Origin of the sequence: Burkholderia sp. WP9 (assembly GCF_900104795.1) — a bacterium.
In the GTDB taxonomy this organism is placed as follows: Bacteria; Pseudomonadota; Gammaproteobacteria; order Burkholderiales; family Burkholderiaceae; genus Paraburkholderia.
In genome coordinates, this window is sequence record NZ_FNTG01000001.1 from 913,292 (window position 1) to 939,034 (window position 25,743).

At 61.4% G+C, this 25,743-nt stretch carries 19 protein-coding genes and 2 pseudogenes; 7 read left to right on the plus strand and 14 right to left on the minus strand.

Going from position 1 to position 25,743, the window contains the following annotated elements; genetic code table 11:
* Positions 1-56: 56 nt before the first annotated feature.
* Positions 57-1,640 (plus strand): glutamine-hydrolyzing GMP synthase, encoded by a 1,584-nt coding sequence (guaA, locus tag BLW71_RS04070; protein WP_091800376.1) that lies wholly within the window; start codon positions 57-59, stop codon positions 1,638-1,640.
* Between the two features lie 259 nt (positions 1,641-1,899).
* On the opposite strand, the gene BLW71_RS04075 is transcribed toward guaA, so the two are convergent.
* Genes BLW71_RS04075 through BLW71_RS04085 form a run of 3 tightly spaced genes read right to left on the minus strand, consistent with a single transcriptional unit; the run spans position 1,900 to position 7,790 of the window.
* Entirely contained in the window at positions 1,900-3,345 is a 1,446-nt protein-coding gene (locus BLW71_RS04075) for an efflux transporter outer membrane subunit (protein ID WP_091793372.1), read from the minus strand.
* Positions 3,342-6,548 carry an efflux RND transporter permease subunit gene (locus tag BLW71_RS04080; RefSeq protein WP_091793374.1) on the minus strand — a complete coding sequence of 1,069 codons (3,207 nt, stop codon included), beginning with the start codon at positions 6,546-6,548 and terminating at the stop codon, positions 3,342-3,344. The genes BLW71_RS04075 and BLW71_RS04080 overlap by 4 nt, the downstream gene beginning before the upstream one ends.
* 12 nt (positions 6,549-6,560) lie before the next feature.
* Positions 6,561-7,790 carry an efflux RND transporter periplasmic adaptor subunit gene (locus BLW71_RS04085; protein ID WP_091793376.1) on the minus strand — a complete coding sequence of 410 codons (1,230 nt, stop codon included), beginning with the start codon at positions 7,788-7,790 and terminating at the stop codon, positions 6,561-6,563.
* A 362-nt stretch (positions 7,791-8,152) separates the two neighbouring features.
* Here BLW71_RS04085 and BLW71_RS04090 point away from each other — a divergent pair, with 362 nt between their 5' ends.
* Positions 8,153-8,893, plus strand: a complete 741-nt coding sequence (locus BLW71_RS04090; protein WP_091793378.1) for a response regulator — start codon at positions 8,153-8,155, stop codon at positions 8,891-8,893.
* Positions 8,877-10,124: an ATP-binding protein gene (locus tag BLW71_RS04095; RefSeq protein WP_091793380.1), complete on the plus strand. Its 1,248-nt coding sequence runs from the start codon at positions 8,877-8,879 to the stop codon at positions 10,122-10,124. Before BLW71_RS04090 ends, BLW71_RS04095 begins: the two co-directional genes overlap by 17 nt.
* A 71-nt stretch (positions 10,125-10,195) precedes the next feature.
* Here BLW71_RS04095 and BLW71_RS04100 read toward each other — a convergent pair whose 3' ends face one another.
* From BLW71_RS04100 to BLW71_RS04110, 3 genes are all read right to left on the minus strand, one after another.
* The gene (locus BLW71_RS04100; protein ID WP_091800379.1) at positions 10,196-12,481 is read right to left on the minus strand and encodes an LPS-assembly protein LptD; all 2,286 of its coding nucleotides are present in this window, start codon (positions 12,479-12,481) and stop codon (positions 10,196-10,198) included.
* A gap of 164 nt (positions 12,482-12,645) precedes the next feature.
* Entirely contained in the window at positions 12,646-13,035 is a 390-nt protein-coding gene (locus BLW71_RS04105) for a hypothetical protein (RefSeq protein WP_091793382.1), read from the minus strand.
* Positions 13,028-13,228, minus strand: a complete 201-nt coding sequence (locus BLW71_RS04110) for a hypothetical protein (protein ID WP_091800382.1) — start codon at positions 13,226-13,228, stop codon at positions 13,028-13,030. Before BLW71_RS04110 ends, BLW71_RS04105 begins: the two co-directional genes overlap by 8 nt.
* Positions 13,229-13,554: 326 nt before the next feature.
* Here BLW71_RS04110 and bamA point away from each other — a divergent pair, with 326 nt between their 5' ends.
* Complete coding sequence (gene bamA / locus BLW71_RS04115) at positions 13,555-15,864, plus strand: outer membrane protein assembly factor BamA (protein ID WP_177204970.1); 2,310 nt, start codon at positions 13,555-13,557, stop codon at positions 15,862-15,864.
* A gap of 693 nt (positions 15,865-16,557) precedes the next feature.
* On the opposite strand, the gene BLW71_RS04125 is transcribed toward bamA, so the two are convergent.
* Positions 16,558-16,830 (minus strand): DUF4148 domain-containing protein, encoded by a 273-nt coding sequence (locus BLW71_RS04125; protein WP_091793385.1) that lies wholly within the window; start codon positions 16,828-16,830, stop codon positions 16,558-16,560.
* Between the two features lie 269 nt (positions 16,831-17,099).
* Positions 17,100-17,861, minus strand: a pseudogene (locus BLW71_RS04130) (NAD(P)(+) transhydrogenase (Re/Si-specific) subunit beta); the annotation flags it as partial.
* Positions 17,862-17,908: 47 nt separating this feature from the next.
* On the opposite strand from BLW71_RS04130, the gene BLW71_RS04135 reads away from it, so the two are divergent.
* Positions 17,909-19,279, plus strand: coding sequence for an IS30 family transposase (locus tag BLW71_RS04135; protein ID WP_091793389.1), 1,371 nt, complete (start codon positions 17,909-17,911; stop codon positions 19,277-19,279).
* A 30-nt stretch (positions 19,280-19,309) separates the two neighbouring features.
* Here BLW71_RS04135 and BLW71_RS04140 read toward each other — a convergent pair.
* The 3 genes and pseudogenes from BLW71_RS04140 to BLW71_RS04150 all read right to left on the minus strand — a co-directional run.
* Positions 19,310-20,008 (minus strand): annotated as a pseudogene (locus BLW71_RS04140) (NAD(P)(+) transhydrogenase (Re/Si-specific) subunit beta); the annotation flags it as partial.
* Complete coding sequence (locus BLW71_RS04145; protein WP_074763055.1) at positions 20,008-20,340, minus strand: NAD(P) transhydrogenase subunit alpha part 2; 333 nt, start codon at positions 20,338-20,340, stop codon at positions 20,008-20,010. The pseudogene BLW71_RS04140 and the gene BLW71_RS04145, both read right to left, overlap by 1 nt.
* 12 nt (positions 20,341-20,352) lie before the next feature.
* A complete protein-coding gene (locus tag BLW71_RS04150; RefSeq protein WP_091793391.1) occupies positions 20,353-21,495 on the minus strand; it encodes a Re/Si-specific NAD(P)(+) transhydrogenase subunit alpha in 1,143 nt (380 codons plus the stop codon).
* On the opposite strand from BLW71_RS04150, the gene BLW71_RS04155 reads away from it, so the two are divergent.
* A complete protein-coding gene (locus BLW71_RS04155; RefSeq protein ID WP_143048299.1) occupies positions 21,488-21,817 on the plus strand; it encodes a hypothetical protein in 330 nt (109 codons plus the stop codon). The genes BLW71_RS04150 and BLW71_RS04155 overlap by 8 nt on opposite strands.
* Here BLW71_RS04155 and BLW71_RS04160 read toward each other — a convergent pair.
* Positions 21,805-22,599, minus strand: a complete 795-nt coding sequence (locus BLW71_RS04160; RefSeq protein WP_091793395.1) for an SDR family NAD(P)-dependent oxidoreductase — start codon at positions 22,597-22,599, stop codon at positions 21,805-21,807. The two genes, BLW71_RS04155 and BLW71_RS04160, sit on opposite strands and share 13 nt — an antisense overlap.
* 92 nt (positions 22,600-22,691) lie before the next feature.
* Here BLW71_RS04160 and BLW71_RS04165 point away from each other — a divergent pair, with 92 nt between their 5' ends.
* Complete coding sequence (locus tag BLW71_RS04165) at positions 22,692-23,378, plus strand: MarR family winged helix-turn-helix transcriptional regulator (protein ID WP_286161926.1); 687 nt, start codon at positions 22,692-22,694, stop codon at positions 23,376-23,378.
* A 186-nt stretch (positions 23,379-23,564) separates the two neighbouring features.
* On the opposite strand, the gene BLW71_RS04170 is transcribed toward BLW71_RS04165, so the two are convergent.
* Together BLW71_RS04170 and BLW71_RS04175 are read right to left on the minus strand one after the other, a co-directional pair.
* Positions 23,565-24,281, minus strand: coding sequence for a helix-turn-helix domain-containing protein (locus BLW71_RS04170; RefSeq protein WP_286161927.1), 717 nt, complete (start codon positions 24,279-24,281; stop codon positions 23,565-23,567).
* A 289-nt stretch (positions 24,282-24,570) separates the two neighbouring features.
* A complete protein-coding gene (locus BLW71_RS04175) occupies positions 24,571-25,683 on the minus strand; it encodes an NADH:flavin oxidoreductase (RefSeq protein ID WP_091793399.1) in 1,113 nt (370 codons plus the stop codon).
* Positions 25,684-25,743: the final 60 nt, after the last annotated feature.

Below are 25,743 nucleotides of genomic sequence, written 5' to 3' on the forward strand. Positions count from 1 at the left end.
CCGCGCGCTGTGCGCGGCATTCCGTATCCGCTTACTCTTTGACTCCGTCCGCTGCCATGCACGACAAGATTCTGATCCTCGACTTCGGTTCGCAAGTCACCCAACTGATTGCACGTCGCGTTCGCGAAGCCAACGTGTATTCGGAAATTCATCCGTACGACGTCGATGCGTCGTTCATTCGCGACTTCGCGCCGAAGGGCGTGATCCTCTCCGGCGGCCCGAGCTCGGTCACCGAAACGGACACGCCGCGCGTGCCGCAGGCCGTGTTCGAACTCGGCGTGCCGGTGCTGGGCATCTGCTACGGCATGCAGGCTATGGCCGAGCAGCTGGGCGGCAAGGTCGACATCGGCCACCTGCGTGAGTTCGGTTATGCCGAAGTGCGTGCGCGCAATCACACGAGCCTGCTCGAAGGCATCAGCGACTTCACCACGCCGGAAGGTCACGGCATGCTGAAGGTGTGGATGAGCCACGGCGACAAGGTGCTGGAAATGCCGCCGGGCTTCGCGCTGATGGCGTCAACGGAATCGTGCCCGATCGCGGCAATGGCCGACGAAAAGCGCCGTTTCTACGGCCTGCAATGGCACCCGGAAGTCACGCACACCGTGCAGGGCCGCGCCATGCTCGAACGCTTCGTGCTGCAGATTTGCGGCGCGCAGCCCGATTGGGAAATGGGCCACTATATCGACGAAGCCGTCGCCAAAATTCGCGAGCAGGTCGGTAGTGAGCACGTGATTCTGGGTCTGTCGGGCGGCGTGGATTCGTCGGTGGCGGCGGCGCTGCTGCATCGCGCGATCGGCGATCAGCTCACCTGCGTGTTCGTCGATCATGGCCTGCTGCGCCTGAACGAAGCCGAGCAGGTGATGGCGACCTTCGCGGACCACCTGGGCGTGAAGGTGATTCACGTCGACGCGAGCGAAGTGTTCCTGCGCAAGCTCGCCGGTGTGACCGATCCGGAAGCGAAGCGCAAGATCATCGGCGCGGAATTCGTCGAAGTGTTCCAGACGGAAGCCGGCAAGCTGACCGATGCGAAGTGGCTGGCGCAAGGCACGATCTATCCGGACGTGATCGAATCGGCCGGCAAGGGCAAGAAAGCCACCCAGACGATCAAGAGCCACCACAACGTGGGCGGCCTGCCTGAGACGCTGAATCTGAAGCTGCTCGAGCCGCTGCGCGAACTGTTCAAGGACGAAGTGCGCGAACTCGGCGTCAAGCTCGGTTTGCCGCCGGCCATGGTGTACCGCCATCCGTTCCCGGGCCCGGGTCTGGGCGTGCGGATTCTCGGCGAAGTGAAGCGCGACTTCGCGGACCTGCTGCGCCGCGCGGACGCGATTTTCATCGAGACGCTGCGCACGTTCATCGACAAGGAAACCGGCAAGTCCTGGTACGATTTGACGAGCCAGGCGTTCGCGGTGTTTCTGCCGGTGAAGAGCGTTGGCGTGATGGGCGACGGGCGGACTTACGAGTATGTCGTCGCGCTGCGCGCCGTGCAGACGCTCGACTTCATGACCGCGCATTGGGCGCATCTGCCGCATGAGCTGCTGGGGCATGTGTCCAACCGGATCATCAATGAAGTGCGTGGCATCAACCGGGTGGTGTATGACATCTCGGGTAAGCCGCCGGCGACGATCGAGTGGGAATGATTCAGACTGCTCCCGGTCGTTCGGGGAGGTCCGGTTTTCCATGTTTTTCCATTTAAAAAAACATAAGGTTATTGTCCGTTTCGGTCTGCTGTGATCCGGGCAATGGCTGATGAAAATGCCGGTACCGGTGATGGTGCCGGCATTTTTTTTGGGACGGCCTTGTTCGATACCATCAAACCAGTCTCTCGGTATCGGTTGACGGTATACGTTCGAGGCGACCGAGCCACTAACGTCTGGCAAGTCGGCGGAGAAACACTTCTCACCGAATGCTTTCGGCTTGCTCCCAACCTCCGCCCAAAACTTTGTACAACGTCACGAGATTGGCCTGCCGGGACAGCGTGTCGGTCGCGAGTTGCTGCTGCGCGGTGTAGAGCGTGCGCTGCGCATCGAGGAAGGTCAGAAAGCTGTCCGTACCCGCCTTGTAACGCGCTTCGGCCAGCGTGTAGTAACGCTGCGAGGACGTGACGTAGTCGCGATCCGCCTGCACCTGGTCGATGTAGGTGGCGCGTGCGGTGAGCGCATTAGATACTTCCTTGAAGGCCGTCTGGATCGTGTTTTCATAGTCGGCGATCTCGATCTGCTTCTCGATTTTCGCAACATCGAGCGATGCCTTGTTGCTTCCGTAATCGAAGATCGGCATCGACACGCTCGGCGCGAATGCCCATGCTCCCGTGCCGGCCTTGAACAAACCCGAGAGCGTCGAACTCGACGTGCCGGCCGTCGCCGTCAACTCGATCTTCGGGAAGAACGCCGCGCGCGCGGCTCCGATGTTGGCGTTCGCCGCTTTCAACGCATGCTCGGCCTGCACGATGTCAGGACGACGGGTGAGCAACAGGGACGGCACGCCCGCGCCGATGTCGGCGAACATGGACTCGTCGTCGAATGAGCGGGCAGGCGGCAGGTCGTCGGGAATCGGCGCGCCGAGCACAGCGACCAGATTGTTGCGGTCTTGCGCGACGGCACGACGGTAAGCCGCCAGGCTGGCCTTCGCGCTCGCCAACGAATTCTCGGCTTGTTGCACGTCGAGCAGGGAAGAGTTGCCCAACTCCTGAACACGCTTCGTGACCTCGTAGGTCGACTGATCCGCCTTGACCGTGTCTTCGGTTAATTGCAGCAGGCGTTCATCGGACAGCAAGGTCAGGTAGTCGGTCGCCACCGTCGCGATCAAACTGATCTGCGTGCTTTGGCGCGACGCGTCCGTGGCGAGATAGTTTTCCAGCGCCTGACGCTTGAGGCTGCGCAAGCGTCCAAAGAAATCGATTTCCCACGACGTCGTGCCGACATTGAGATCGCTGACACTGCTCGTCACGCCTTGGGTTCGCTCCCGAGTCAGGCTGCCGCTCGCGCTGATCGACGGCGCAAGCGCGGCGCGCGTGATCCGGTATTGCGCTTCGTACTCGGCGACGTTCAACGCCGCCACGCGCAGGTCGCGATTGTTCGCCAGCGCGATGCTGATCAACCGCTGCAGACGCTCATCGCGAAAGAAGCTTTGCCATGCGGTATCGGCGGCCAGCGGCGGTGTGACGCCCGTGCTGCTCGCGCTTGTCGAACTCGCCGCGGCGCTCGTGCTTTCGTAGCCATCGCCGTGCGGATACGCCACCGCCACCGGCGCGGCGGGCCGTTCATAGTGCGGATCGAGCGTGCAGCCCGCGAGCAGCGCGAGCGCGAGCGCCGCTGCACAGGCACCGAGTTTGAGTCCCATCATTCAACACCTTCCTGTTGCTTGGTGTCGCCGTGCTCGCCGAACAGGCGTCGCACGACGACGAAGAAAACCGGCACGAAAAAGATCGCAAGGAACGTGGCGGCGATCATCCCGCCCATCACGCCGGTGCCGATTGCATGACGGCTCGCCGAGCCGGCGCCCGTGCTGATCACGAGCGGCAGGACGCCGAATATGAAGGCGAGCGAGGTCATCAGAATCGGCCGCAACCGCAACCGCGCGGCCTCGATGGTGGCTTCGATCAGCCCGCGCCCCTGCGCCTGCAGATCCTTGGCGAATTCGACGATCAGGATTGCGTTCTTGGTGGACAAGCCAATGGTCGCGAGCAGGCCGACCTTGAAATAGATGTCGTCGGAGAGCCCGCGGATATGCGCGCCCAACACCGCACCGAGCACGCCGAGCGGCACCACTAGAATCACCGCGATCGGAATGGACCAGCTTTCATACAGGCCGGCAAGACAGAGGAACACCACGATCAGCGAAATCGCGTAAAGATAGATCGCTTGCGAGCCGGCTATGCGCTCCTGATACGATTGCCCGGTCCAGTCGATGCTGTAGCCCGCGGGCAGTTTCTTGACGAGCGCATCGACCGCGTCCATCGCCTGGCCGGTGCTTGTATTTGCACCGGTTTGCGCGGTCATTTCCATTGCCAGCGTGCGATTAAAGCGCTCGATCTGCGGCGGCCCGAAGGTCCATTTGCCGGTGGCGAAGGCGGAGAAGGGCACCATCTCGCCGTCGTAGCCGCTGGTGGTTGAACTGCTAGTTGAGCTGCTGGTCGAGCTGGTGCTCGTCGAAGTGGTGCTGCCCGAACTGCTCGTGGTGCTCGAGCGCACATACCATCGGCCGATGTCCGACGGCATCATCCGGTATGGCGCGTCGGCCTGGACGTAGACCTTTTGAATGCGCCCCGTATCGACATAGTTGTTCACATATGAAGAACCGAACGCCGTCTGCAACGTGTCGTTCACATCGGCAATGGACAGCCCGAGCGCGCTCGCCTTCTCACGGTCGATATCGACATGGAACTGCGGCGTGTCGTCGAGACCGCCGGGACGCATGCCGGACAACGCGCTGTCTCTGGCCGCGAGCGCGAGCAGTTGCTGGCGCGCGGCCATCAGCTTGTCGTGGCCTTGGCCCGCGCGGTCTTCCAGTTCGAAGTCGAGGCCGCTCTGTGTGCCGAGTTCCTGAATGGCCGGCGGATTGAGCGCGAAAATCTGCGCGTCGCGCGTGGCGGCGAAGTGCATGTTGGCGTGCTGGATGAGTGCCGCCGCCGAGCCGTCCTTGCCGCGCCGGGTGCTCCAGTCCTTGAGCTTCACGAACGCCAACGCGTTGTTCTGTCCGGAACCGTTGAAGCTGAACCCGGTCAGTGCGATGATCTTGTCGACCTGCGGAAGCCCGAGATAGTAGGCTTCGACCTTCTTCACGGTTTCCAGCGTCTGCGCGGCGGGCGTGCCGACCGGCGCGGAAATCGAGGTGATGATGATCCCCTGATCCTCGTCGGGCAGGTAAGACGAAGGCAGCTTCATGAAGAGGAGTGCCACGACGCCCGCGATCAACACATAGATCACCATGTAGCGCATCGGATTGCCGATCACGCGCGAGACCGCCGAGTCATAGCGATCCGTGCCGCGCGCGAGCACGCGGTTGAACCAGCCGAACACGCCGCGTTTCGCGTGATGCTCGACGTCGTTACGCCGCAGCAAAGTGGCGCACAGCGCCGGCGTGAGCGTCAGCGCGAGGAACACGGAAAGCAGCATCGCCGCGACGATCGTCACGGAAAACTGCCGGTAAATCGCGCCGGTCGAGCCCGAGAAGAACGCCATTGGAATGAACACGGCGATCAGCACCGTCGTGATGCCGACCAGTGCGCCCGTGATCTGCTTCATTGCCTTGCGCGTGGCTTCGACCGGAGACAGTCCTTCTTCGGCGATCAACCGCTCGACGTTTTCGACGACCACGATGGCGTCGTCCACCAGCAGGCCGATTGCCAGCACCAGCCCGAACATCGACAGTACGTTGATCGAAAAGCCGACCACCGACATCACCGCGAACGTGCCGAGCAGGGCGACCGGCACGACAATGGTCGGAATCAGCGTCGCGCGCAGGTTCTGCAGGAACACGTACATCACGACAAAAACCAGCATGACCGCTTCGATCAGCGTCTTCACCACTTCTTCGATCGAGATCCTCACGAACGGCGTGGTGTCGTACGGATAGTCGACCACCACGTTGCGCGGCAATTGCCCGCTCAGTTCGTCGAGCTTGGCGCGCACGGCTTTCGCGACGCTCATCGCATTCGCGCCGCTCGCGAGCTTGACCGCGAGCGAGGCCGCCGGCGCGCCGTTCAGGCGCGAGTCCGTGCTGTAGTCGTCGCCGCCCACCTCGACGCGCGCGACGTCCTTGAGCATGACTTTCGAGCCGTCGCTATTTACACGCAACAGGATCGCGCCGAACTGCGCGGGCGTGGTGAGCAGGCTCGATGCGGAAATCGTCGCGTTGATGGCCTGCGTTTTCGTGGACGGCGAGCCGCCAATCTGGCCCACCGAGAGTTGCACGTTCTGATTCGTGATCGCGGTAGTAACGTCGGCGGTGGTGAGTCCGACTGCCTGCAACTTCACCGGGTCCAGCCAGATGCGCATGGCGTGTTGCGCGCCGAACAGCGTGACGTCGCCCACGCCGTTGATCTGTGTGAGCGGGTCCTCGATCTGCGTCGCGATGATATTGCCCAGATCGATGGAATTCATGCTGCCGTCGCTCGACGACAGCGACACGATCATCAGGAACGCGTTGGCCGCTTTCGCGACCTGCACGCCTTGCTCCTGAACCGTCTCAGGCAGCGACGAACTGGCCTGCTCGACCTTGTTCTGCACTTGCACCTGCGCGATATCCGCATTGGTGCCCTGCTGAAACGTGAGCGTGATGCGCGCCTGTCCCGACGAACTGCTGGTGGACGACATATAGAGCAGATGGTCGATGCCGCTCAGCTTCTGTTCGATCACCTGCGTGACGGTCGTGGCGATGGTTTCGGCGGAGGCGCCCGGATAGGTTGCCGTAATTTGCACGGAAACCGGCGCCACGCTCGGATACTGTTCGACCGGAAGCGTCTCGATGGAAGCACCGCCGATCATCATGATGACGATGGCGATGACCCACGCGAGGATCGGTCGGTTGATAAAAAATCCTGCCATGAGAATCTCGCTTTAACTATGGGCTGCCGACGTGTTGTCCGCGGTGGCGGGCGTGGCCGAGGTGCCCGATGTGCCGGGGCTTTCGACGGGCTTGACGAGCGAGCCGGTGCGCGCTTTCTGCGAGCCCGCGACGATCACGCGATCGCCCGCTTTGAGGCCGCTCGTGACGAGCCAGTCGCTGCCCGATGCGGTGTCGGCCGTCACGGTTCTCTGCACGACCTTGTTGTCGGCGCCGACGGTGAGCACGCTGGCGGAGCCGTCCGACGCACGCGAGACCGCGAGTTGCGGCACCGTGATTGCCTGCTGGTTCACGCCTTCTTCGAGTCGCGCGCGCACGAACATGCCGGGCAATAACACGCCGTCCGGATTCGGGAATACGCAGCGCAAGGTCACGGACCCGGTGGTGGCGTCGACGGTGATATCGGAGAACAGCAGCTTGCCGGGCTGCGCATAGGTGCTGCCGTCTTCCATCACCAGATGAACGACGGCGCCGTCCGTGCCGGCCTGCTGCAATTGACCGCTCGCGAATTCCTTCTGCAGACGCAGCCAGTCCGCGGAGGAGCGTGTGACGTCGAGATACATCTCGCTCGTCGCCTGCACCGTTGCGAGCGCGGTGGTCTGCTCGGCGGTCACGAGCGCGCCTTCGGTCACGCTCGATTTGCCGATGCGGCCCGCAATCGGTGCCACCACCTTTGTGTAGCCGAGATTGATCGCGGCGGTCTTCAACGCGGCGCGGTCGGCGACGACGTCGGCTTTCGCCTCGTCCAGCGCGGCGACGGCGTCGTCGTAGTCCTGGCGGCTCACGCCCTGGATCTTCGAGAGCTCGGCGTAGCGCGTGGCCTTGGTCTGCGCGGCGCTCGCCGTCGCCACTGCTTTGGCCAGCGTGCCGACCGCCTGGTCATAGGCGGCCTGATAACTGGACGCGTCGATCTGATACAGCACGGCGCCGGCCGCGACCTGCGAGCCCTCGGTAAACAGGCGTTTTCTGACGATGCCTTCGACTTGCGGCCGGACTTCGGCGACGCGAATCGCCGAGAGCCGTCCGGACAATTCGGTGCTCGACACAACGGTATGCGGCGTGATGGTCTGGACGCTGACTTCGGGGACCGTCTGCACGGGTCCATGAGACGCTTCGTCGCCGCAACCGGACAACATGAATGTGGCAGCGGCAACGGCCGCCGCGAGTAGCGTGAACGCCGGCGCGCGCGGTGACGGTTCAACCGCGATGGTGAGAGTGGGCATGCTGTGAGCATCCTTCGACTGGATTTCGAACAAGGTCCGTCTGGCGCGCGCCGTTCGCTCGCGAAAGAGCCCGCGCAGCGCTGCGCCAGCGGCAAGATGGAGCCCAGCATAGAGACCAACGTCTTACGGTGGCTTAGACAGGGATTACGACTTGTAACGGAGCGCGGCTTGTGGGGTGGGGGGATGGGATGGGAACGTGATGCCGTGCGCAAGACACTCGAACTGGCCGCGCCGCCGTAATAAACTGTAAGCGTGGCTAAGAACCCGCAACCCTCGGCGTCGCGCGATTCGATATATTTCGACCAGTGGCTGGCGCGCGGGAATGCCGTCCGTCAACTCTCTTCATCGATCAGGGCCCAGCCATGCCAGACACGCCCATCCAGGTTTTACTGGTCGACGACGACGCCGACCTTCGCGACCTGCTCCGAACGTTCTTTCAGCAACGCGGCATCGAGATGTCCGTGCTGCACGACGCCAATCATTTGAGCCGCCGGCTTGAACGCGAGCGGCCCTCGATCATCGTGCTCGATCTGATGATGCCGGGCATCGACGGACTCAGCGCGCTCAAGCAATTGCGCGCCAATGGCGACGCGATTCCCGTGATCATGCTGACGGCACGCGCCGACGGTGTGGATCGCGTGGTCGGTCTCGAACTCGGCGCCGACGACTATCTCGGCAAGCCGTTCATGCCACAGGAACTGCTTGCGCGTATTCATGCGGTGCTGCGCCGGCACGCCCAACCGGCGCTCGCAGCGGCGTCGCCGGTCGAAAAGCGTGAAGCACTGCGCTTCGGCCGCTTCAGGCTCGATTTCGCGAGCCGCACGCTATTTCGAGGTGACGAGTTGCTCAAGCTGACCGGCGGCGAATACGCGTTGCTCGAGGTGCTTGCCCAACATCCGATGGAAACGCTGTCGCGCTCGAAGCTAGTCGACCTGCTGCACGGTCCCTATTCGGAAGTGACCGAGCGCGGTATCGACGTGCCGGTGTGGCGCCTGCGCCGTCTGCTCGAAGACGATCCGGCCAATCCGCGCGTGATTCAGACGATACGTGGCACCGGCTACATGTTCGTGCCTGGCGGCAGTGACGATGACCAATCCCTTTAACACGCTGTTCGGCCGGCTCTCGTTGATGACGGTGAGCCTGATCGTGCTGGTTCACATTACCGCCCTGTTGCTCGTGGACCGTGAGCGCGGCCAGATCGACACGGCTCATGCGCAGCGCGCTCTGCTTCTCGCAGTTCAGGCAGAACATGACGGTACTCTGGCCGCTTCGCACGTATCGGCGATACTCGGCGTGTCGTATGTGAAAGCGAACGACGCGATCGCGTCAGGCTGTCCCGCGCCGTGCGAGAACACCTCGGGTCCGTTCGAACGCGACTTGCGGGCGAAGTTGCCGCCTGGCAGCCAGGTGGTGTCCAACGCCGACGATGGCACGGTGTGGGTGCACTACGCGGGCAATCCGGATTGGATCAAGCTGCAGAATTCGATGTTGCCGGCGCGACGCTTTCTCGGTGCGTCGGCGATGATGCTGATCTTTGCGGTGATCGTCGCGTTGGTTGCTGCGTGGCATTTGCAGCGGCCGTTGCATCGGTTGGCGCTTGCGGCGCGCGAGTTCCGCGTGGGCCATCGTGCGCCGGTTGTGGAGGCGAGCGGTCCGCGCGAAGTGAAGGAGTTGATTGGCGACTTCAACCAGATGGTGCACGAACTCGCGCAAGCCGAGCAGGAGCGCGCGGTGATGCTGGCCGGCGTGGCGCACGACCTGCGCGCGCCGATTACGCGCATGCAGGTGCGCGCGGATCTGCTGCCCGACGAAGCGAACCGTCGCGGCTTCTTGCGCGATGCGGAGTCGTTGTCGCGGATCGTCACGCAGTTTCTGGACTTTGCGCGTGAGACGGCCGACGCTTCACCGCGCACCCACGTCGATGCACATTGCCGCCGCCACTACGGCGACAGTCTCGCTGACGATGCACTCGTGCGTCTGAATCTGCGCGCCGGTGACGGCTTCGAGTTGCCGCTCGTCGACCTCGACCGGATTCTGACGAATCTGATCGAGAACGCGCTGACGTACGGCGAACCGCCGGTGGAAATCTCGACGTCACGGGAAAACGGCCGCTTCACGCTCGTGGTGCGCGATCACGGCAGCGGCATACCTGGCAACCAGCTCGACCGCGCGCTGCAACCCTTTGGGCGGCTCGACGAAGCGCGCGGCGGCGATGCCCATTGCGGCTTGGGCCTCGCGATCGTGCGGCGTCTGGTGCGGTATAACGGCGGCGAGTTTCATGCGGATAACGCGCCGGACGGAGGGCTCGTGGTGTCGATGACGTTTCCGGCATAGTCGCAGCATGGCGACGGTCAGCATGACGAATTGTCAGAGAAGCAACCCAGGCAGGAGCGGGCGTACCTCTCTTACGGATAGTCACTGAACCGCGAGGTCGGTTCGTTGACCGTCGAAGCCGGTGTATAACCCGGCACATTCGCGCGAAACTGATCGAGCAGCCCGTTATCCACCTGCGAGAAACCCTTGAGCTGAAGTTGCATCAACACGCGCGTACCGGTGCTCGGCGACGTGGTCGAACTGGTGGCGTTGGTGTACTTTTCGAATGCGACACCCAATGACCAGCAATCCGCGTCGTACTGAAATCCCAGCAATCCTGCGATCAGACGGTGCGTGCTCATGTCGTAATTCACCCGGGCCACGCTCACCATGTTGCGCGCGAGTGGCCATTGCTCCGACACGATGAACTGGTTGACCGGCTGATAGTCGAGCGTACTGTTAGCCCGCGTATAGCGATACGCGACGTTCAACACCTCGCGAGCGCCCGGCGCCCAGCCGAAGCCGGCCTCCGCATGGGTCAGGTAATGGTTGGCCTGGCTGTACTCCACCGCCTGTTCGGTCGTGAAATCCGGCCCCACCTTGTACGAAGCGCCCACGATCACGCCGGTACGAGCGACCGTACTGGCCGCGTCGTCCGTCTGCAGGGTCACGCGCGGGGTGCGGAAGTCGTACTGCTGCGCGAGGATGAAACGGGCGCGCTCGTCGCCGCTCGCGGGATCGATGAAACGCGTGGTCAGTGCGGCGGTGACGCGATTGGCGTCGGACACCCGGTCGTTGCCGACGAAGCTGTTGGGCATGAACAATTCCGTGAGCCCGAAATCGGCCGTTGCCGTATCGAACAGCGGCGCGAACGATTGGTCGCGATACGGCGTGTACACATAGAAAAGCCGCGGTTCGAGGGTCTGTATGTACGATTGCCCGAAGAGCCGCACGCTGCGCTCGAACCGCATGCCCGAGTCGAGGCTGAAGGTAGGTACGTTCACACCGAACGACTTCGGCTCCCCGGCGGGCACGTCGGTACCGATCGAGGTCAGATCGTAGGCTGCGAAATGCCACGCGAGCTTCGGGGTGATGAACCAGCCCGGGCGCTCGATCGGATAGCTGACGTAAGGATTGAACACGAAGCGGTTGCCTTGCGTCATATCCGACGATGAGATCGTGAAACGCGTCGCGTCCGCTTCGGCGCCGAAGTCGAATCCGCCCACGTCGTAGCGTGCGTAGTGCACGTTCACCTGCGGTTCGCGGTTATAGGTCGAGTCGCTCGAGAAAGTCTGCCAGCGCTGTTCGCGGGCCAGCACGCTCCACGGACCGTTGCTGTAGGTGAGGCCCGCCTCCTGTTGGTAGAGCGTGGTGGAGCCGGTTGGAAACGCCACGCCCGAGGCCAGATCGGTCGACACCGTCGAGTCCGACACGCGGTTGTAGTTCACGTAGGCGTTCAGACCGGAACCGAGATTCCAGTTCTGATTCAACGCAATCGAGTAGCGTTGTGTTCCGGTAATCGCATCGTGCGGCAGCCATGCGAGAGATATCGTGCCCGAATCGCCCGGCTGGATATAACGGTAGTCGGCGGTCAGCATCTCGCCTCGACGCGACATGATGCGCGGCGTGAGCGTGAGGTCGTAATTCGGCGCGAGATTGAAGTAGTACGGCAATGCGACGTCGACGCCGTTGGTGGAACTGACCGAGAACGTCGGCGGCAGGAAGCCGCTGCGGCGGGCGCCGGACAATGGAAACGACAGCCATGGGCTCGCCAGCAGTGGCACGCCCTGAAAAAACAGCACGCCGTAGTGCGCGATGCCTTCGTCGTTGCCATTGTCGATATCGAATTCGGATGCCTTCAGATACCACGCCGGCGCGGACTCGCATTGGCAGGTGCTGTATGTGCCGCGATAAACGATGGTACGTTCGTTATCGACCACATCCGCGCGCTCGGCGCTGCCCCATCCGCCGCTGAGATTGAACCTGTACTTCGGCACGCTGATATAGCCGTGGTTTGCCTCCACATAAAAATGCGCGTCCGGCCCGTCGAATACGTTGCCGTTGTCGGCGAGGCGCACATGGCCGTAGGCGTCGACCTTGTCGCGGTCGACGTCGTAATGCAGCGCGTCTGCCTCGACAATCGACGCCGGGCGCCGCAACTGCGCGTGTCCTTTCAATGAGACGTTGGTGCCGGTCGTGGTGGTCATCGAATCGGCTATCGCCGAGGTGACGGGTTTGTCGCCCGGCCGCAGGGGATGTTCGCTCAATTGCGGCGCGAGGCGCAGGCCCCAGATGCCGTCGAGCGATTCGGGCACCGCTGCGGTGCCGGCCAATTGCGCGTAACCGGCAAGTGGCGCGCATCCTGCCGCGCATAGCACGAGAGGAACGAGCGGCCGCAAACGTAGACGCTGAAATACACGGCGTAGTATCAAGACAGGTAATGCCCGGAAAGGAGGAGGGAGGCTGCGATTCGGCGTGGTGAAGAGGAGCCCGGGCATGCGCCCGGTCGAACAGCGTCATGCGCGGGTGAATAGACCGGGCTTTACTGAAGCGTCATGTCGTTCGAGCGGGGCTCGCTTACACCCGCTGCGCCGCCGAGCGCCTGCAGCAGATAGGGAATCTGCCCGGCCGGCAACGAAAACGACAACCCCGCGCTGCCGGACAGGCGGAAACGGATCACCACCATCTCCATACCGTTGAGCCGACCGACTTCCCAGCCCTGGCAGTGCAACGCGAAGCCCATGTCCTGATCGTTATGAATCACGCGGTCGGCGTGCTCGATGGCATTCGGCAGGGCGACCAGCAAGTCGTTGAGTACCGAGCGATGCAACGCAGCGGTGGGCTGATTGCCGTGAATGAGCAGGTATTGACCATCCGCCGTCAACTGCATGTCGGTAATGGAATTGAGCATGAAGGTCGACGCATCAGACACGGTTCGTGTCCTCCAGTCGGGGCGTTGTCCGGCTGGCGGCTTGGCGATCCGCCGTGTTCGCGATGTTCGCCGCGCTGCCGGACGCCTCGCGTGGAGTGAGCAGCGACGCCAGAGCCAGATGGATCGAGAAGATCGGCGTTGAACTGGCACGCAGGACCGCCGCCAGAACGGTGGGTGAAAGATATTCAATCATGATCGCTTCTCCAAATCGCGTTTCGCAGGTAGCGGAATCGACAATTTGACGATAGCAGCGCACGCCGGCCGCCGGGTTACACGCGCCCTACGCTTCCTTGGGTTCTGTAACGCTTTATTTCGACGCACGGTCTGCAAAGCGAATGCGCCTGCCCAACGAGCAGCCTACGCACGTTAGCAACCCTAATGTACGGAAAGTTTTCAGTAACGATCCAGGGCAATCACGTCCCTATACTTCGCGCTTTCCAGAGCCGAGGCACGTCGTTTCGAATGCAGCGCTCGCATGCTTTCTCGTTGTCGCGCGATGCATCAGGACTGAAACCCAAGATGAAACTTCAAGTATTAACGAGCCGTTTAGGCGGCGCGCTCTCGCTCGCCGGCATTACGCTGACAAGCGGGTCCGCCCAGGCCGCGCAGCCTTTCGTGGTGCAAGACATCCGCATCGAGGGATTGAAACGTGTCGAGGCCGGCACGCTGTTCGCCTATCTGCCGATTAAGCAGGGTAGCCTGTTCAGCGACGATAAGGCTTCCGAAGCGATCCGCGCGCTCTATGCCACCGGCTTCTTCAACGAGGTGCGGATCTCGACCGAGGGCAATATCGTCATCGTGTACGTGCAGGAACGTCCGGCCGTCGGTACGATCGACTTCGCGGGCATTCATGAATTCGACAAGGAAAACCTCACCAAGGCACTCGGTTCGGTCGGACTGTCGCAGGGCCGCTATTACGACAAGGCGCTGGTCGACAAAGCCGAACAGGAACTCAAGCGCCAGTACCTGACCCGCGGCTATTACGCCGCCGAAGTCGTCACCACGATCACGCCGATCGACCGCAATCGGGTGGCCGTGCTGTTCTCGGTCGCCGAGGGGCCGAGCGCGAAGATCCGCCAGATCAACTTCATTGGCAACCAGGCATTCAGTACCGATACGTTGCGCGACGAGATGCAACTGTCCACGCCGAACTGGTTCTCGTGGTACACGAAGAACGACCTGTACGCGAAGGACAAACTCACCGGCGATCTGGAACACGTACGCGCGTATTACCTGAATCGCGGCTATCTGGAGTTCAACATCGAGTCGACTCAGGTATCGCTGACACCCGACAAGAAGGAGATGTACCTCACCGTCACGCTGCACGAGGGCGAGCCGTATACGATTACGTCGATCGGTCTCGCGGGCAATCTGCTCGATCGCGAAGCGGAATTGAGAAAGCTCGTCAATATAAAAGCCGGTGAGCGTTTCTCGGCCGAGAAGCTGCAGGCCACCACCAAGGCCATTGTCGACAGGCTGGGAGAGTATGGCTATGCGTTCGCCACCGTCAATGCGGTGCCGAAGATCGATCAGGAACACCATACGGTCGATCTGACATTGCAGGTGGACCCGAGCCGCCGCGTGTATGTGCGCCACATCAACGTGATAGGCAACACACGTACGCGTGACGAAGTGGTGCGCCGTGAAATGCGTCAGCTCGAAAGCTCGTGGTTCGATTCGAACCGTCTCACGCTGTCGAAAGACCGGGTCAACCGGCTCGGCTACTTCACCGATGTGGATGTCACCACGGTGCCGGTGGAAGGCTCGCCCGACCAGGTCGACGTGGACGTCAAGGTCAGCGAGAAACCCACTGGCGCGATTACGCTGGGCGCGGGCTTTTCGTCGACGGACAAGGTCGTGCTCTCGGCCGGCATCTCGCAAGACAACGTGTTCGGTTCGGGCACGAGCCTCGCCGTGAACGTGAACACCGCGAAGACCTACCGCACACTGACCGTGACGCAGACCGATCCCTATTTCACCGTGGACGGCATCAAGCGGATCACCGACGTGTACTACCGCACCAACTACCCGCTCTACTACTATACGGACACAAGCTTTCGCATCATCACGGTGGGCGCGGATCTGAAATTCGGCATTCCGTTTTCCGAGGCGGATACCGTCTATTTCGGTGTTGGACTTGAACAGAACCGCCTGTCGACGGATTCGTCCACGCCGCAAAGTTACAAGGACTACGTCGCCGAATTCGGCCACGTGGTCAACAATGTGCCGCTCACGGCGGGGTGGGCTCGCGACAATCGAGACAGCGCGCTGGTGCCGAGTCGCGGCTACTTCATTCAGGGTAACGGCGAAGTCGGCACGCCGGCCGGCGGCACCGAATACTACAAGGCGGACGTGCAGGCGCAGTATTACTACTCGTTCTCGCGCGGCTTCATTCTCGGCCTGAATCTGCAGGGCGGTTATGGCAATGGATTTGCGGGTAAGGCCTATCCGATCTTCAAGAACTACTATGCGGGCGGGATCGGCTCGGTGCGCGGCTACGAGTCCGGTTCGCTCGGTCCGACCGACAAGACGACCGGCGACCCGATCGGCGGCTCGCGCATGGTAGTGGCCAACGTCGAAATGACGTTCCCGCTGCCAGGCAGTGGTTGGGACCGGACGCTACGCGTATTCACTTTCCTCGATGCCGGCAATGTCTGGGGCGACGAAGGCAACAGCACCGGCGCCAACGGATTGCGTTACAGCTATGGTGCGGGTCTCGAATGGATTTCACCGATTGGTCCGCTCAAGCTTTCGCTCGGCTTCCCGATCGTCAAACACGCGACTGACAAATATCAGAAGTTCCAGTTTCAGATCGGCACGTCGTTCTGAGCGAGTGTCGCAAGGCTGCGGGCCTGAGCCGCGCAGAGGCTGCGCGGTTGCTGCCTGCGGCGCTATCGGTCGAGAGACCAGCGTCAGGATGTTGTGCGCAATCAGAAGGAAACATCAGCCTGCGGCGTGCGGCGGATATCGGTCCGACCGAAAAACTTTCGTAAGCGCTGCGCCAGAAGGCTATCTAATCGCGTCTTATCAGCGGGGACCTGATCCGTAACATAGGCGGCGAGACTGCTTGATCATTTTAAAACACGAGTGGAGCATGAAAGGAGGCCCATTCATGAATCCTCGCGTATGCCAGGTGCTTTTGTCAGGAGCGAATGTGCGGCGGCTTCTTTTGACCACATTGCTGGCGGGAAGAGGCGGATTGCAAGGTTGCTCGACTACGCTGGAAACCCTTGGATTAGGGGTTGGGTTGGGCATCGGGGTGGGAACGATCGCAGCGATAGGTACGATCGCTTGCGCGATCGGCTGTGAGCGTAATCACGGGTTTTGAGTGGGCTTGCCGGGATCCACCTGGTGGTGATGACGCGTCTCTGCCGATGACACGACTGACATCGTCGGCGCTCGAATACCCGCTCTGAGAGTTTGGTCCGGTCCCGGCGCATTCTATTCACTCAAACGGCCGGGTAGCCGTCGAAATACGAAGAGTTGTTACCGACGAATTCGTCCTGGTCTTCAAGATCCTTTTTACCTGACAGTTGTCTTCGTGGAGTCGTTGACGACACCGGTAACGGAACGCACGATTTCGCGATTGTGTTCTTCTTGAGCGGCGGGTGTCACGGTACGTGAAGACTCAAGCTCTGCGCGAACTTCCGCGCGAGTCTTGACGCCCGGTCCATAGTTGGGAGGGCCTTCATAGCTGCCCGATCGGCCGATTCCCTGGCCTCCTTGAGCAAAAGCAGTCGTCGTGATGATGGTCGCGACGAGTGCCAACGAAAGTCGATAAAGAGTGGCTGACATATTGAAGATCCGTTAGAGAAAAAATCTACGAAAGATGACGCTTAAGGATAAAAATTAAAGTTGGTAATACGAAATAAAAATGAGTGGCAGGTGGATAAGAACTAAATTCGTGGCAACCTTCTCGGTTAAAAGTTACCCATCTTCGGCGCTCTGATCTAGCCGACTATCTCCGTGCGGGTCTGCCGGCCAGTCGGTATTGCGGTGAGTCCGTTTTCGAGCAGAACTGCCAACGCTCACGTTTCATTTGTGAGCGTTGACGTTCTCTTCGCTCACTCGACCGCTTTCACCATATCCTCAATCACCTTCTTCGCATCGCCGAAGACCATCATCGTCTTGTCCATGTAGAACAGGTCGTTGTCGAGCCCGGCGTAGCCTGCCGCCATCGACCGCTTGTTGACGATCACCGTGCGCGCCTTGTACGCCTCGATAATCGGCATGCCCGCGATCGGCGACTTCGGATCGTTCTTCGCCGCCGGGTTCACCACGTCGTTCGCGCCAAGCACCAGCACCACGTCGACCTGCCCGAACTCGCCGTTGATGTCGTCCATTTCGTAGACCATGTCATAGGCGACTTCGGCTTCGGCGAGCAACACGTTCATGTGCCCAGGCATGCGGCCGGCCACCGGGTGAATCGCGTACTTCACCTCGATGCCTTTCTCCACCAGCTTGTCGGTCAGTTCCTTCAACGCATGCTGCGCACGCGCCACGGCGAGGCCATAACCCGGCACGATCACCACGGTTTCGGCATTGCCGAGCATGAACGCTGCATCATCGGCCGAACCGGATTTCACCGGACGCTGCTCAGCCGACCCGCCCGCCGCCGCCGCGCCCGGCTCGTTGCCGAAGCCACCGAGAATCACGTTGAAGAACGAGCGGTTCATCGCCCGGCACATGATGTACGACAGAATCGCACCGGACGAGCCGACCAGCGAGCCCGCGATGATCAGCATCGGATTGTTCAGCGAGAAGCCGATGCCCGCCGCCGCCCAACCCGAATACGAGTTCAGCATCGACACGACCACCGGCATATCCGGCGGATTCAACTGGTCGTTGCAACATCTCCTAAAGGAGGTGCCAAATGGGACGAGCACAGGGTTGGGGTTCGGAACAGACAGGAAGACCAATAATGCAATCGCCCGGCAGGCCAGGTGTCAATCAGCGAGATACAAAGCGAGCGTTCTGGACTTGTGTCGCGCAAGGCATGGAGAGCGAGGCTGCGGCGCGCGCGTGTGGCGTGTCCCAACCTTTGGGGCCAAGATGGTTTCGTGATGCAGGCGGAATGCCGCCGATCGAGCTGACGCCGGGCACTGCGCCTTATCTGTCTTTTTCTGAACGCGAGGAAATTGCGCTGCTACGGGCGCAGGATTGCGGGATCCGTGAGATCGCGCGAAGACTGCAGCGCTCACCTTCGACCATCTCGCGCGAGTTGCGCCGTAATGCTGCAACCCGTAGCGGCACATTGATATACAGGGCGACAGTTGCTCAGTGGAAAGCTGAGCGGGCCGCGGAACGTCCGAAAGCTTCCAGACTGACCAAGAACGATAGATTAAAGAATTATGTGCAGAGTCGATTGGCGGGAGCGGTCACCGATTCAGAAGGCAGGCCGATTGCCGGACCCAACGTACCATGGAAAGGACGACGGCAAGGCCGCCGCGCGGACCGTCGTTGGGGCACCTGCTGGAGTCCCGAACAAATCAGTCGACGATTGGAGGCCGACTATCCAGAAGACCAATCCATGAGAATCTCTCACGAAGCCATCTATCAGGCGCTTTACATTCAGGGCCGTGGCGCTCTGCGCAAGGAGCTTACTGCCTGTTTGCGTACGGGCCGTGCACTTCGTGTGCCTCGAGCCAGGACGCAACAGCGAGGAAAGCATTTCATTACTCCGGAGGTCATGATCAGTGAACGTCCGGCTGAGGCTGATGATCGTGCCGTTCCGGGTCACTGGGAAGGTGACCTGATCATCGGCCTTAATCGATCCGCAGTGGGTACGCTGGTCGAGCGGACTACCCGCTATACAATGTTGCTCCATCTCCCACCTATGGAGGGACATGGCACTGGCGTGCGGGCCAAGAATGGGCCACCCTTGGCGGGTCATGGAGCGGAGGCCGTCCGCAATGCCATAGCTGCGAAGATCGTATTATTGCCTGAGCACTTGTGGCGATCGCTCACATGGGATCAAGGCGCAGAGATGGCCCAGCACGTGCAACTTCGAATCGATACGGGTCTGGAGATCTATTTCTGCGATCCTCAAAGCCCATGGCAACGCGGGACCAACGAGAATACGAATGGTCTGTTGCGTCAATACTTTCCGAAAGGCACCGACATCAGCCGGTACACGCAGCGCGAACTTGATGCCGTCGCAGACGCACTAAATTGCAGACCGCGTAAAAGCCTTGGATGGAAATCACCAGCAGAAGCACTAAGAGATCTACTACTTGCGTCATAAGCATTAGGTGTTGCAACGACCCCTTGAACCTAAGTCCGCGCCGCCGATCGGAATGATGATCAGCACGCCGAGCACGAAGGCGATCAGCGTCATGATGATGAACGGCAGCCACGATTGCGTGAGAAAGAAGATCACGCCGAAGCCGAGCATCGCGAGCGCGAGCAGCAGGTTGATCAGATGCTGCCCGGCATACACGACCGGCGCGCCCTGGAACAGCCGGAACCTGTACTTGCCCGACAGCTTGCCGAACGCGATCACCGAACCCGAGAACGTGATCGCGCCAACGAACGTGCCGATGAACAGTTCGACGCGATTGCCATACGGCAGGAAGCCCGGCGCGGTGTTCTCCGGATCGACCAGACCGAACGCGGACGGCTCCGACACCACCGCATACGCGATACACACGGCGGCCAGACCGATCAGCGAGTGCATCGCCGCGACCAGTTCCGGCATCTTGGTCATCTCGACGCGCGCGGCGACGAACGCGCCGACCGCGCCGCCGATCACCAGCGCGACCAGCAGCAGACCGAGACCCAGGCCGAGGTTCGAGCCGAGCCCGTTCGCCTGCTTGACGATCAGCGCGATGGTGGTGAGGATCGCGATCGCCATGCCGACCATGCCGAAGGTGTTGCCGATGCGCGCGGTTTTAGGATTGGACAGCCCCTTGAGCGCCTGAATGAAGCAGACCGACGCGACCAGATAAAGCAGCGTGACGACGTTCAGACTCATTACGCGTTCTCCTTGGCCGTCTTGTCTGCGATCAGCTTCTTCGGCTCTTTCTTGCGGAACATCTCGAGCATTCGCCTCGTCACTAAAAACCCGCCGAACACGTTGACGGCCGCGAGCGCGACGGCCAGCGTGCCGAAGAATTTGCCGGGCGTGCCTAAAGTCAGCCCCGCAGCGAGCATGGCGCCGACGATCACGATCGCCGAGATCGCGTTGGTCACGGCCATCAGCGGCGTGTGCAGCGCGGGCGTGACGTTCCAGACCACGTGGTAGCCGACGTAGATCGCCAGCACGAAGATGATCAGGTTGATGACGGTGTGGTTAATGACTTCCATCGCCGTTCTCCGTTAAGACTTGCGCGTGACTTCACCATCACGGGCCAGCAGCGTGGCCGCGACGATATCGTCCGCGAGATCGATGTTCAGGGCGCCTTCCTTCGTGATGATCAGCTTGAGGAAGTCGAGCAGGTTGCGCGCGTAGAGCGAGGACGCGTCGGCGGGGACCATCGAGGCCAGATTCGTATAGCCGACGATCGTCACGCCATGCCTGATCACCACCTGATCCGCCTCGGTGAGCGGACAGTTGCCGCCGCGCCGGCCCTCATACTCGGCGCCGCGTCCTGCCGCGAGGTCGACCAGCACGGAGCCGGGTTTCATCGCCTGCACGGTGTCGACCGAGATAAGCGTCGGTGCGGCGCGGCCCGGGATCAGCGCGGTGGAGATCACCACGTCGGCCTGTTTGGCCCGCTCATGGACCAGCGCCGACTGGCGCGTGAGCCACGATGGCGGCATCGGCCGCGCGTAGCCGCCGACGCCTTGCGCGGCTTCGCGCTCTTCATCGGTTTCGTAAGGCACATCGAGAAACTTGGCGCCGAGCGATTCGATCTGCTCTTTCACCGCTGGACGAACGTCAGACGCTTCGATCACCGCGCCCAGACGCTTGGCCGTTGCGATAGCCTGCAACCCGGCCACACCCGCGCCGAGAATCAGCACGCGCGCCGCCTTGACGGTGCCCGCGGCGGTCATCAGCATCGGCATGAAGCGCGGATAGAGCGTGGCGGCCAGCAGCACTGCCTTGTAGCCGGCAATGTTCGCCTGTGAACTCAATACATCGAGGCTTTGCGCACGAGTCGTGCGCGGCGCGGCCTCCAGAGCGAACGCGGTGATGCCCGCAGCCGCCAGCTTTGATGAGTTTTCGGCATTAAAAGGATCGAGCATGCCGACCAGCGTCGCGCCGCGCTTCAGCAGCGGCAGTTCGGCGTCGGTCGGTGACTGGACCTTGAGGACGAGATCGGCGCCGAAAGCGGTCGCGGCGTCGACAATCTCCGCGCCGGCGGCCGTAAAGGCATCGTCTGGAAAGCTCGCGCCGGTGCCGGCGCCGCTCTGGATCGTGACCCGGTGGCCCTGGCTCACATACTTCCTGACCGTTTCGGGCGTCGCGGCGACGCGGGTTTCGTGCGCGCGCGTCTCCGTTGGAATTCCGATGTTCATTTACCCACTTACCTTCTGGTTAAACGTGCTCTTTGAATTGCATGTGCTCAATAGCTGCGTGTTCAATTTCGCCTTGCTTATCCGTCGTCCCGTGATTGATCGAGACAACAGCGAAGGGGAGGTGCAAGCGCACGGGCAGTGTGATTCCGATATCGAACCGCCATGGCGTCGCCGTGACACTCGATCTATTGGCGCCGCCGTGGGGCAAATCGTGTCGAGCGCCGATACCGCCGTTGTCGGAAACAGGATTCCGGCAACGGCGAATGTCCCGTCACTCAAAGATGTGGGCGACCCGCAGCTTCGCGCGCGTTACGCCTTCTGATAGCGCGGCGCGGGCGTGCCGGTCTGGGTAGCGGCGAACAGAGCGGCGCGAGCGGCGTCGTACTTTTCCCACAGGCTTTCATCAGCGACCGACGGCCACGTCAACTTCTCGCCTCGGTCAAAACCAATCAGGGCTGCATCGACCATGTTTTCGGTGCTCATCACACTCTCCTGGCGCAAGGCCGACAGAGGGATACCCGACTCGTCCCAGATCTCGGTTGCCGTGGTCGCCGGCAGAACAACCTGCAGTCTCACACCCGTGTTCTTCAATTCATCCTGGAGACCGCGGCTGAATGCCAGAACGAAAGACTTGGTGCCGCTGTACACGGAGCTGACCTCCCACGAGTGGACCGACAGCACCGACGCAACATTGATGATGTCCCCTTCATTGCGTTCGAGGAAACGGGGCAGCACAGCGTGGGTGAGTCGTGTCAGTGCCACGATGTTGAGATTGATCTGTGCCATCGAGTCGCTGACGGGCGTCTTCCCCAACGGGGTGAAGCGCGCCAGGCCAGCATTGTTGACCAGCAGTGTCACGCTGGAATCGCTGGCCAGCACGTGCTCGACCTTGGCGAGATCAGCTTCCTTGGCGAGGTCCGCTGCCAGGACCTGAACCTTGACGCCATAGGTTTCCGACAATTTCTGCGACAGTGCCGACAGGCGATCCGCGCGCCGGGCAACCAGGATCAGGTCGTAGCCGCGCGCAGCCAGACGGTCGGCATAGACGGCGCCAGTGCCTGACGAGGCACCGGTGACCAGGGCGGTTTTGTTGCTTGCAGTCATTTTGCTACTCCAGTGGGTTAGGTTGAGCCTTCAACCATATTGATTGAGGGCTCAAGTATAAAGCCATGCTATGGGCTCGTGTCAATAGTGAAGTGCTCAACTATTTTTCGTCAGGAGAAAGTTTCAGCGATCGAACTGAAGGCGGCCGCCCCGATCGCAGAGGGGCGCCGGGCGCCGACCGTGCCGATCTGCGGAAACAAATGTTGCGGGGGCTTGTCAATACTGCAGTACTCAACGATCCTTACGCCATGAAGAAGAAATCTGCTGATATGGCGGGCGCTGGCAGCCCGCGCGTGCCCCGGAACGAAGAAAAGAGCATCTTCGAGTCGTTGGTGTGCACAAACACTGCGCTCAGGCGCGCCGCGCGCCGGTTGGGCACGCTGTACGACGATGCGCTCGCACCGCTCGGGCTGAAGGCCACTCAGGTGGGATTGCTGGCGGAAATCGAGCGGATGACTGCCGAGTCCGGGGGGCAGGCCCCCACGCTCCAGGATCTGGCGACGAAACTTGCGATCCAGATTTCTGCCGTTACACATGCGCTGAGACCCCTCGTCCGAGATGGTTTTGTCGAACTGCAGCCCGACGAGCACGACAGACGGGCGAAGCGCGGAGCGCTCACCACCGCTGGAGAAGCGCGGCTGCACGAGGCTCTTGTGCTCTGGGCTACCGCAAATCAGCGAGTCGAACAGGTCCTTGGGAGCGATTCCGCCTCCGCATTGCGCGCTTTGGCTGACCACGTCGCATCCGATGAGTTTCTGGCGGCGTACGGTCGCAGCTAGGCGAAAGACGCTCGCCAGACCGTGTTCGCCCGGAAGACCAGTTCGATAGCGTGTAGATTCTCGCAATCTCTGGACATTGACGACGGCTCGGGTGTAGACGCCAGTGCAAGGAGGAGCGCCGGTATTCGCGCGTGCCTGGTACAGGGAATGCGCGGAACGGCCGCGGGCGATTCATGGCAGCGATGTTCATGATGTTGCTGCCTCTTCTGAGCAACGCGTTGGCGAGACGGCAGCCACGGGGTGATCCACCATCGCCCGCCAGGAAGCGGGTGTCTCGCCGACTATTTTCTTGAACACGGTTGCGAAATGCGCATGCGACTGGAAGCCGCACTCGAGCGCGACGTCGAGCACTCTTTGCTGGGACGATCGCAACAGTTGCTGCGCGCGGTCGATACGTCGTTTCAGCAGATATTCATGAGGCCGCACGCCGGTGGCGCGCCGAAACTGGGAGGCGAAGTGCATACGCGAGAGACCCACGCTCGCGGCAATGTCTTCCAGCTTGACCTGCTCAGACAGGTGATCCTCGATAAAATCCATCGCGCGATTCAGACGCCATGGTTGCAACGGTGCCGCCTCACGCTGGACAGCAACGCGAGCATAGTGGCGAGCGACGATTCGCGACACGACGGCGAGGCTCACCTGCTCGACGAACATCTTGCCGAAGAGAGCGCCGTTGCTCCGTGCGGCAATGAGCGCCTGGATGAGACTTTCAAGCGCCGGATCGCGGATCATGTCGGGACTGTCGAGCACAATGGCGCCTGCGCTGGCACCCTCGAAAAGGTCCTGATAGCACTCCGCCAATACCTGCTGTGAAACGAACAGATGAGCCAGGTCGGCGGACGAGTTGAAAACGGTTCGGGTCGATATGCCCGGCGCAGTGACCTGCGCAATGCCCGGCGTCATTCGACCCTGCGCGACGCGCCGGCCGGCATGGCTGAACGTGAAGTTAGCCCACTTCAGGTTCAGCGCAATACAATGCAATTCGTCATTGCCCGGGTTCGCCACTTCGAGTGGCGCATCACCGGCGTGAGTCCATCGCGTCACGACGACTGCGCCAGGATTCGCACGAGCCTCAACCCGATCTGCGTCGGCGCAGCGCCAGTGCACTTCGCTAGGAATGCTCGATGGGGGAAACGATGCCATAGCGTGTCCGTCCTTTCACAATGTTGAGCTTCGACATGGCGGCAGCCAGTCAGATCAGTTCTGCCAAGGTCGACTGCTCGAAGGTCACGATCGAGTCCTGAGCGCCGTCCCTGACTTTCCTCACCCAATTCGGATCAGCCGCCAGCGCACGTCCAACCGCAACGAGGTCAAACTCTTCATCGCCGAGGCGGTGCAACAGCGAGTCCAGCGAGGCAGCCTGGTGCTGGCCGTATTGCCGATCGGTGTCTCGAGCGTGGAGCGTGTGCAGAAAATCCGGCCCTTCGAGACCGATGGAGCCGACAGTCATAGCCGGCAAGCCGGTAATCTTTTTTGCCCAGCCCGCAAGATTAAGTGAGGAATCCGTAAATTCAGGTTCCCAAAAACGGCGCGTCGACGCATGAAAAATGCTCACACCTGCGTCCGCAAGAGGAATCAGCAGTTGTTCCAGTTCACCGGGCGTGCGGGCTAGCCGGCTGCTGTAATCCTGAACTTTCCACTGCGAAAAACGCAGCGACACGGTGAAGTCATAGCGGACCCGGTTGCGGATTGCCTTGACGATTTCAGTGGCGAATCGAGTGCGCCCAGCGATGCTGCCCGCGTACGAATCGGTGCGGCGGTTCGTCGCTTCCCAGAAGAACTGGTCGACAAGATAGCCGTGCGCACCATGTATCTCGACGGCGTTGAAGCCGATCGCGCGCGCTGTTTGTGCGGCTTGCGCAAAAGCTTCTATCGCGTCCGCGATCTCGCTGTCGGTCATTGCATGCGAGTGGGCTCCCTCTGAGGAGGGACCCTCGGACGGTGCGCTGGGTTCGGGGCCCGTGCCGGGTTCGCGCCGCAGCCCCATATGCCAGAGCTGGACCGCAATCTTGCCACCGGCAGCATGGACGCCGTCGACTACATGCTTCCACCCGAGGATGCTTTCGGGCGAATGGATGTTCGGAATGGCTTCGTCACTCGACGCCGCAGGCCGCCCGATCGTCGTTCCTTCCGTGATAATCAGGCCGACGCCTCCCTCGGCGCGGCGTCGATAGTACGCAGCCACGTCCTCGCCAGGAACGCCGCCCGGGCTCTTACGCCGCGTCATCGGCGCCATCACGATCCGGTTCGCCAATTCAAGTCCCGCGCCGTTAAACGGAGTAAACAGGTTAGTCTTTTCGCTCATTCGAAGCCTCGAATCGGTTATGCCGATAAACTTTGCGGCTGTGCCGGCGGTTCGCCAACG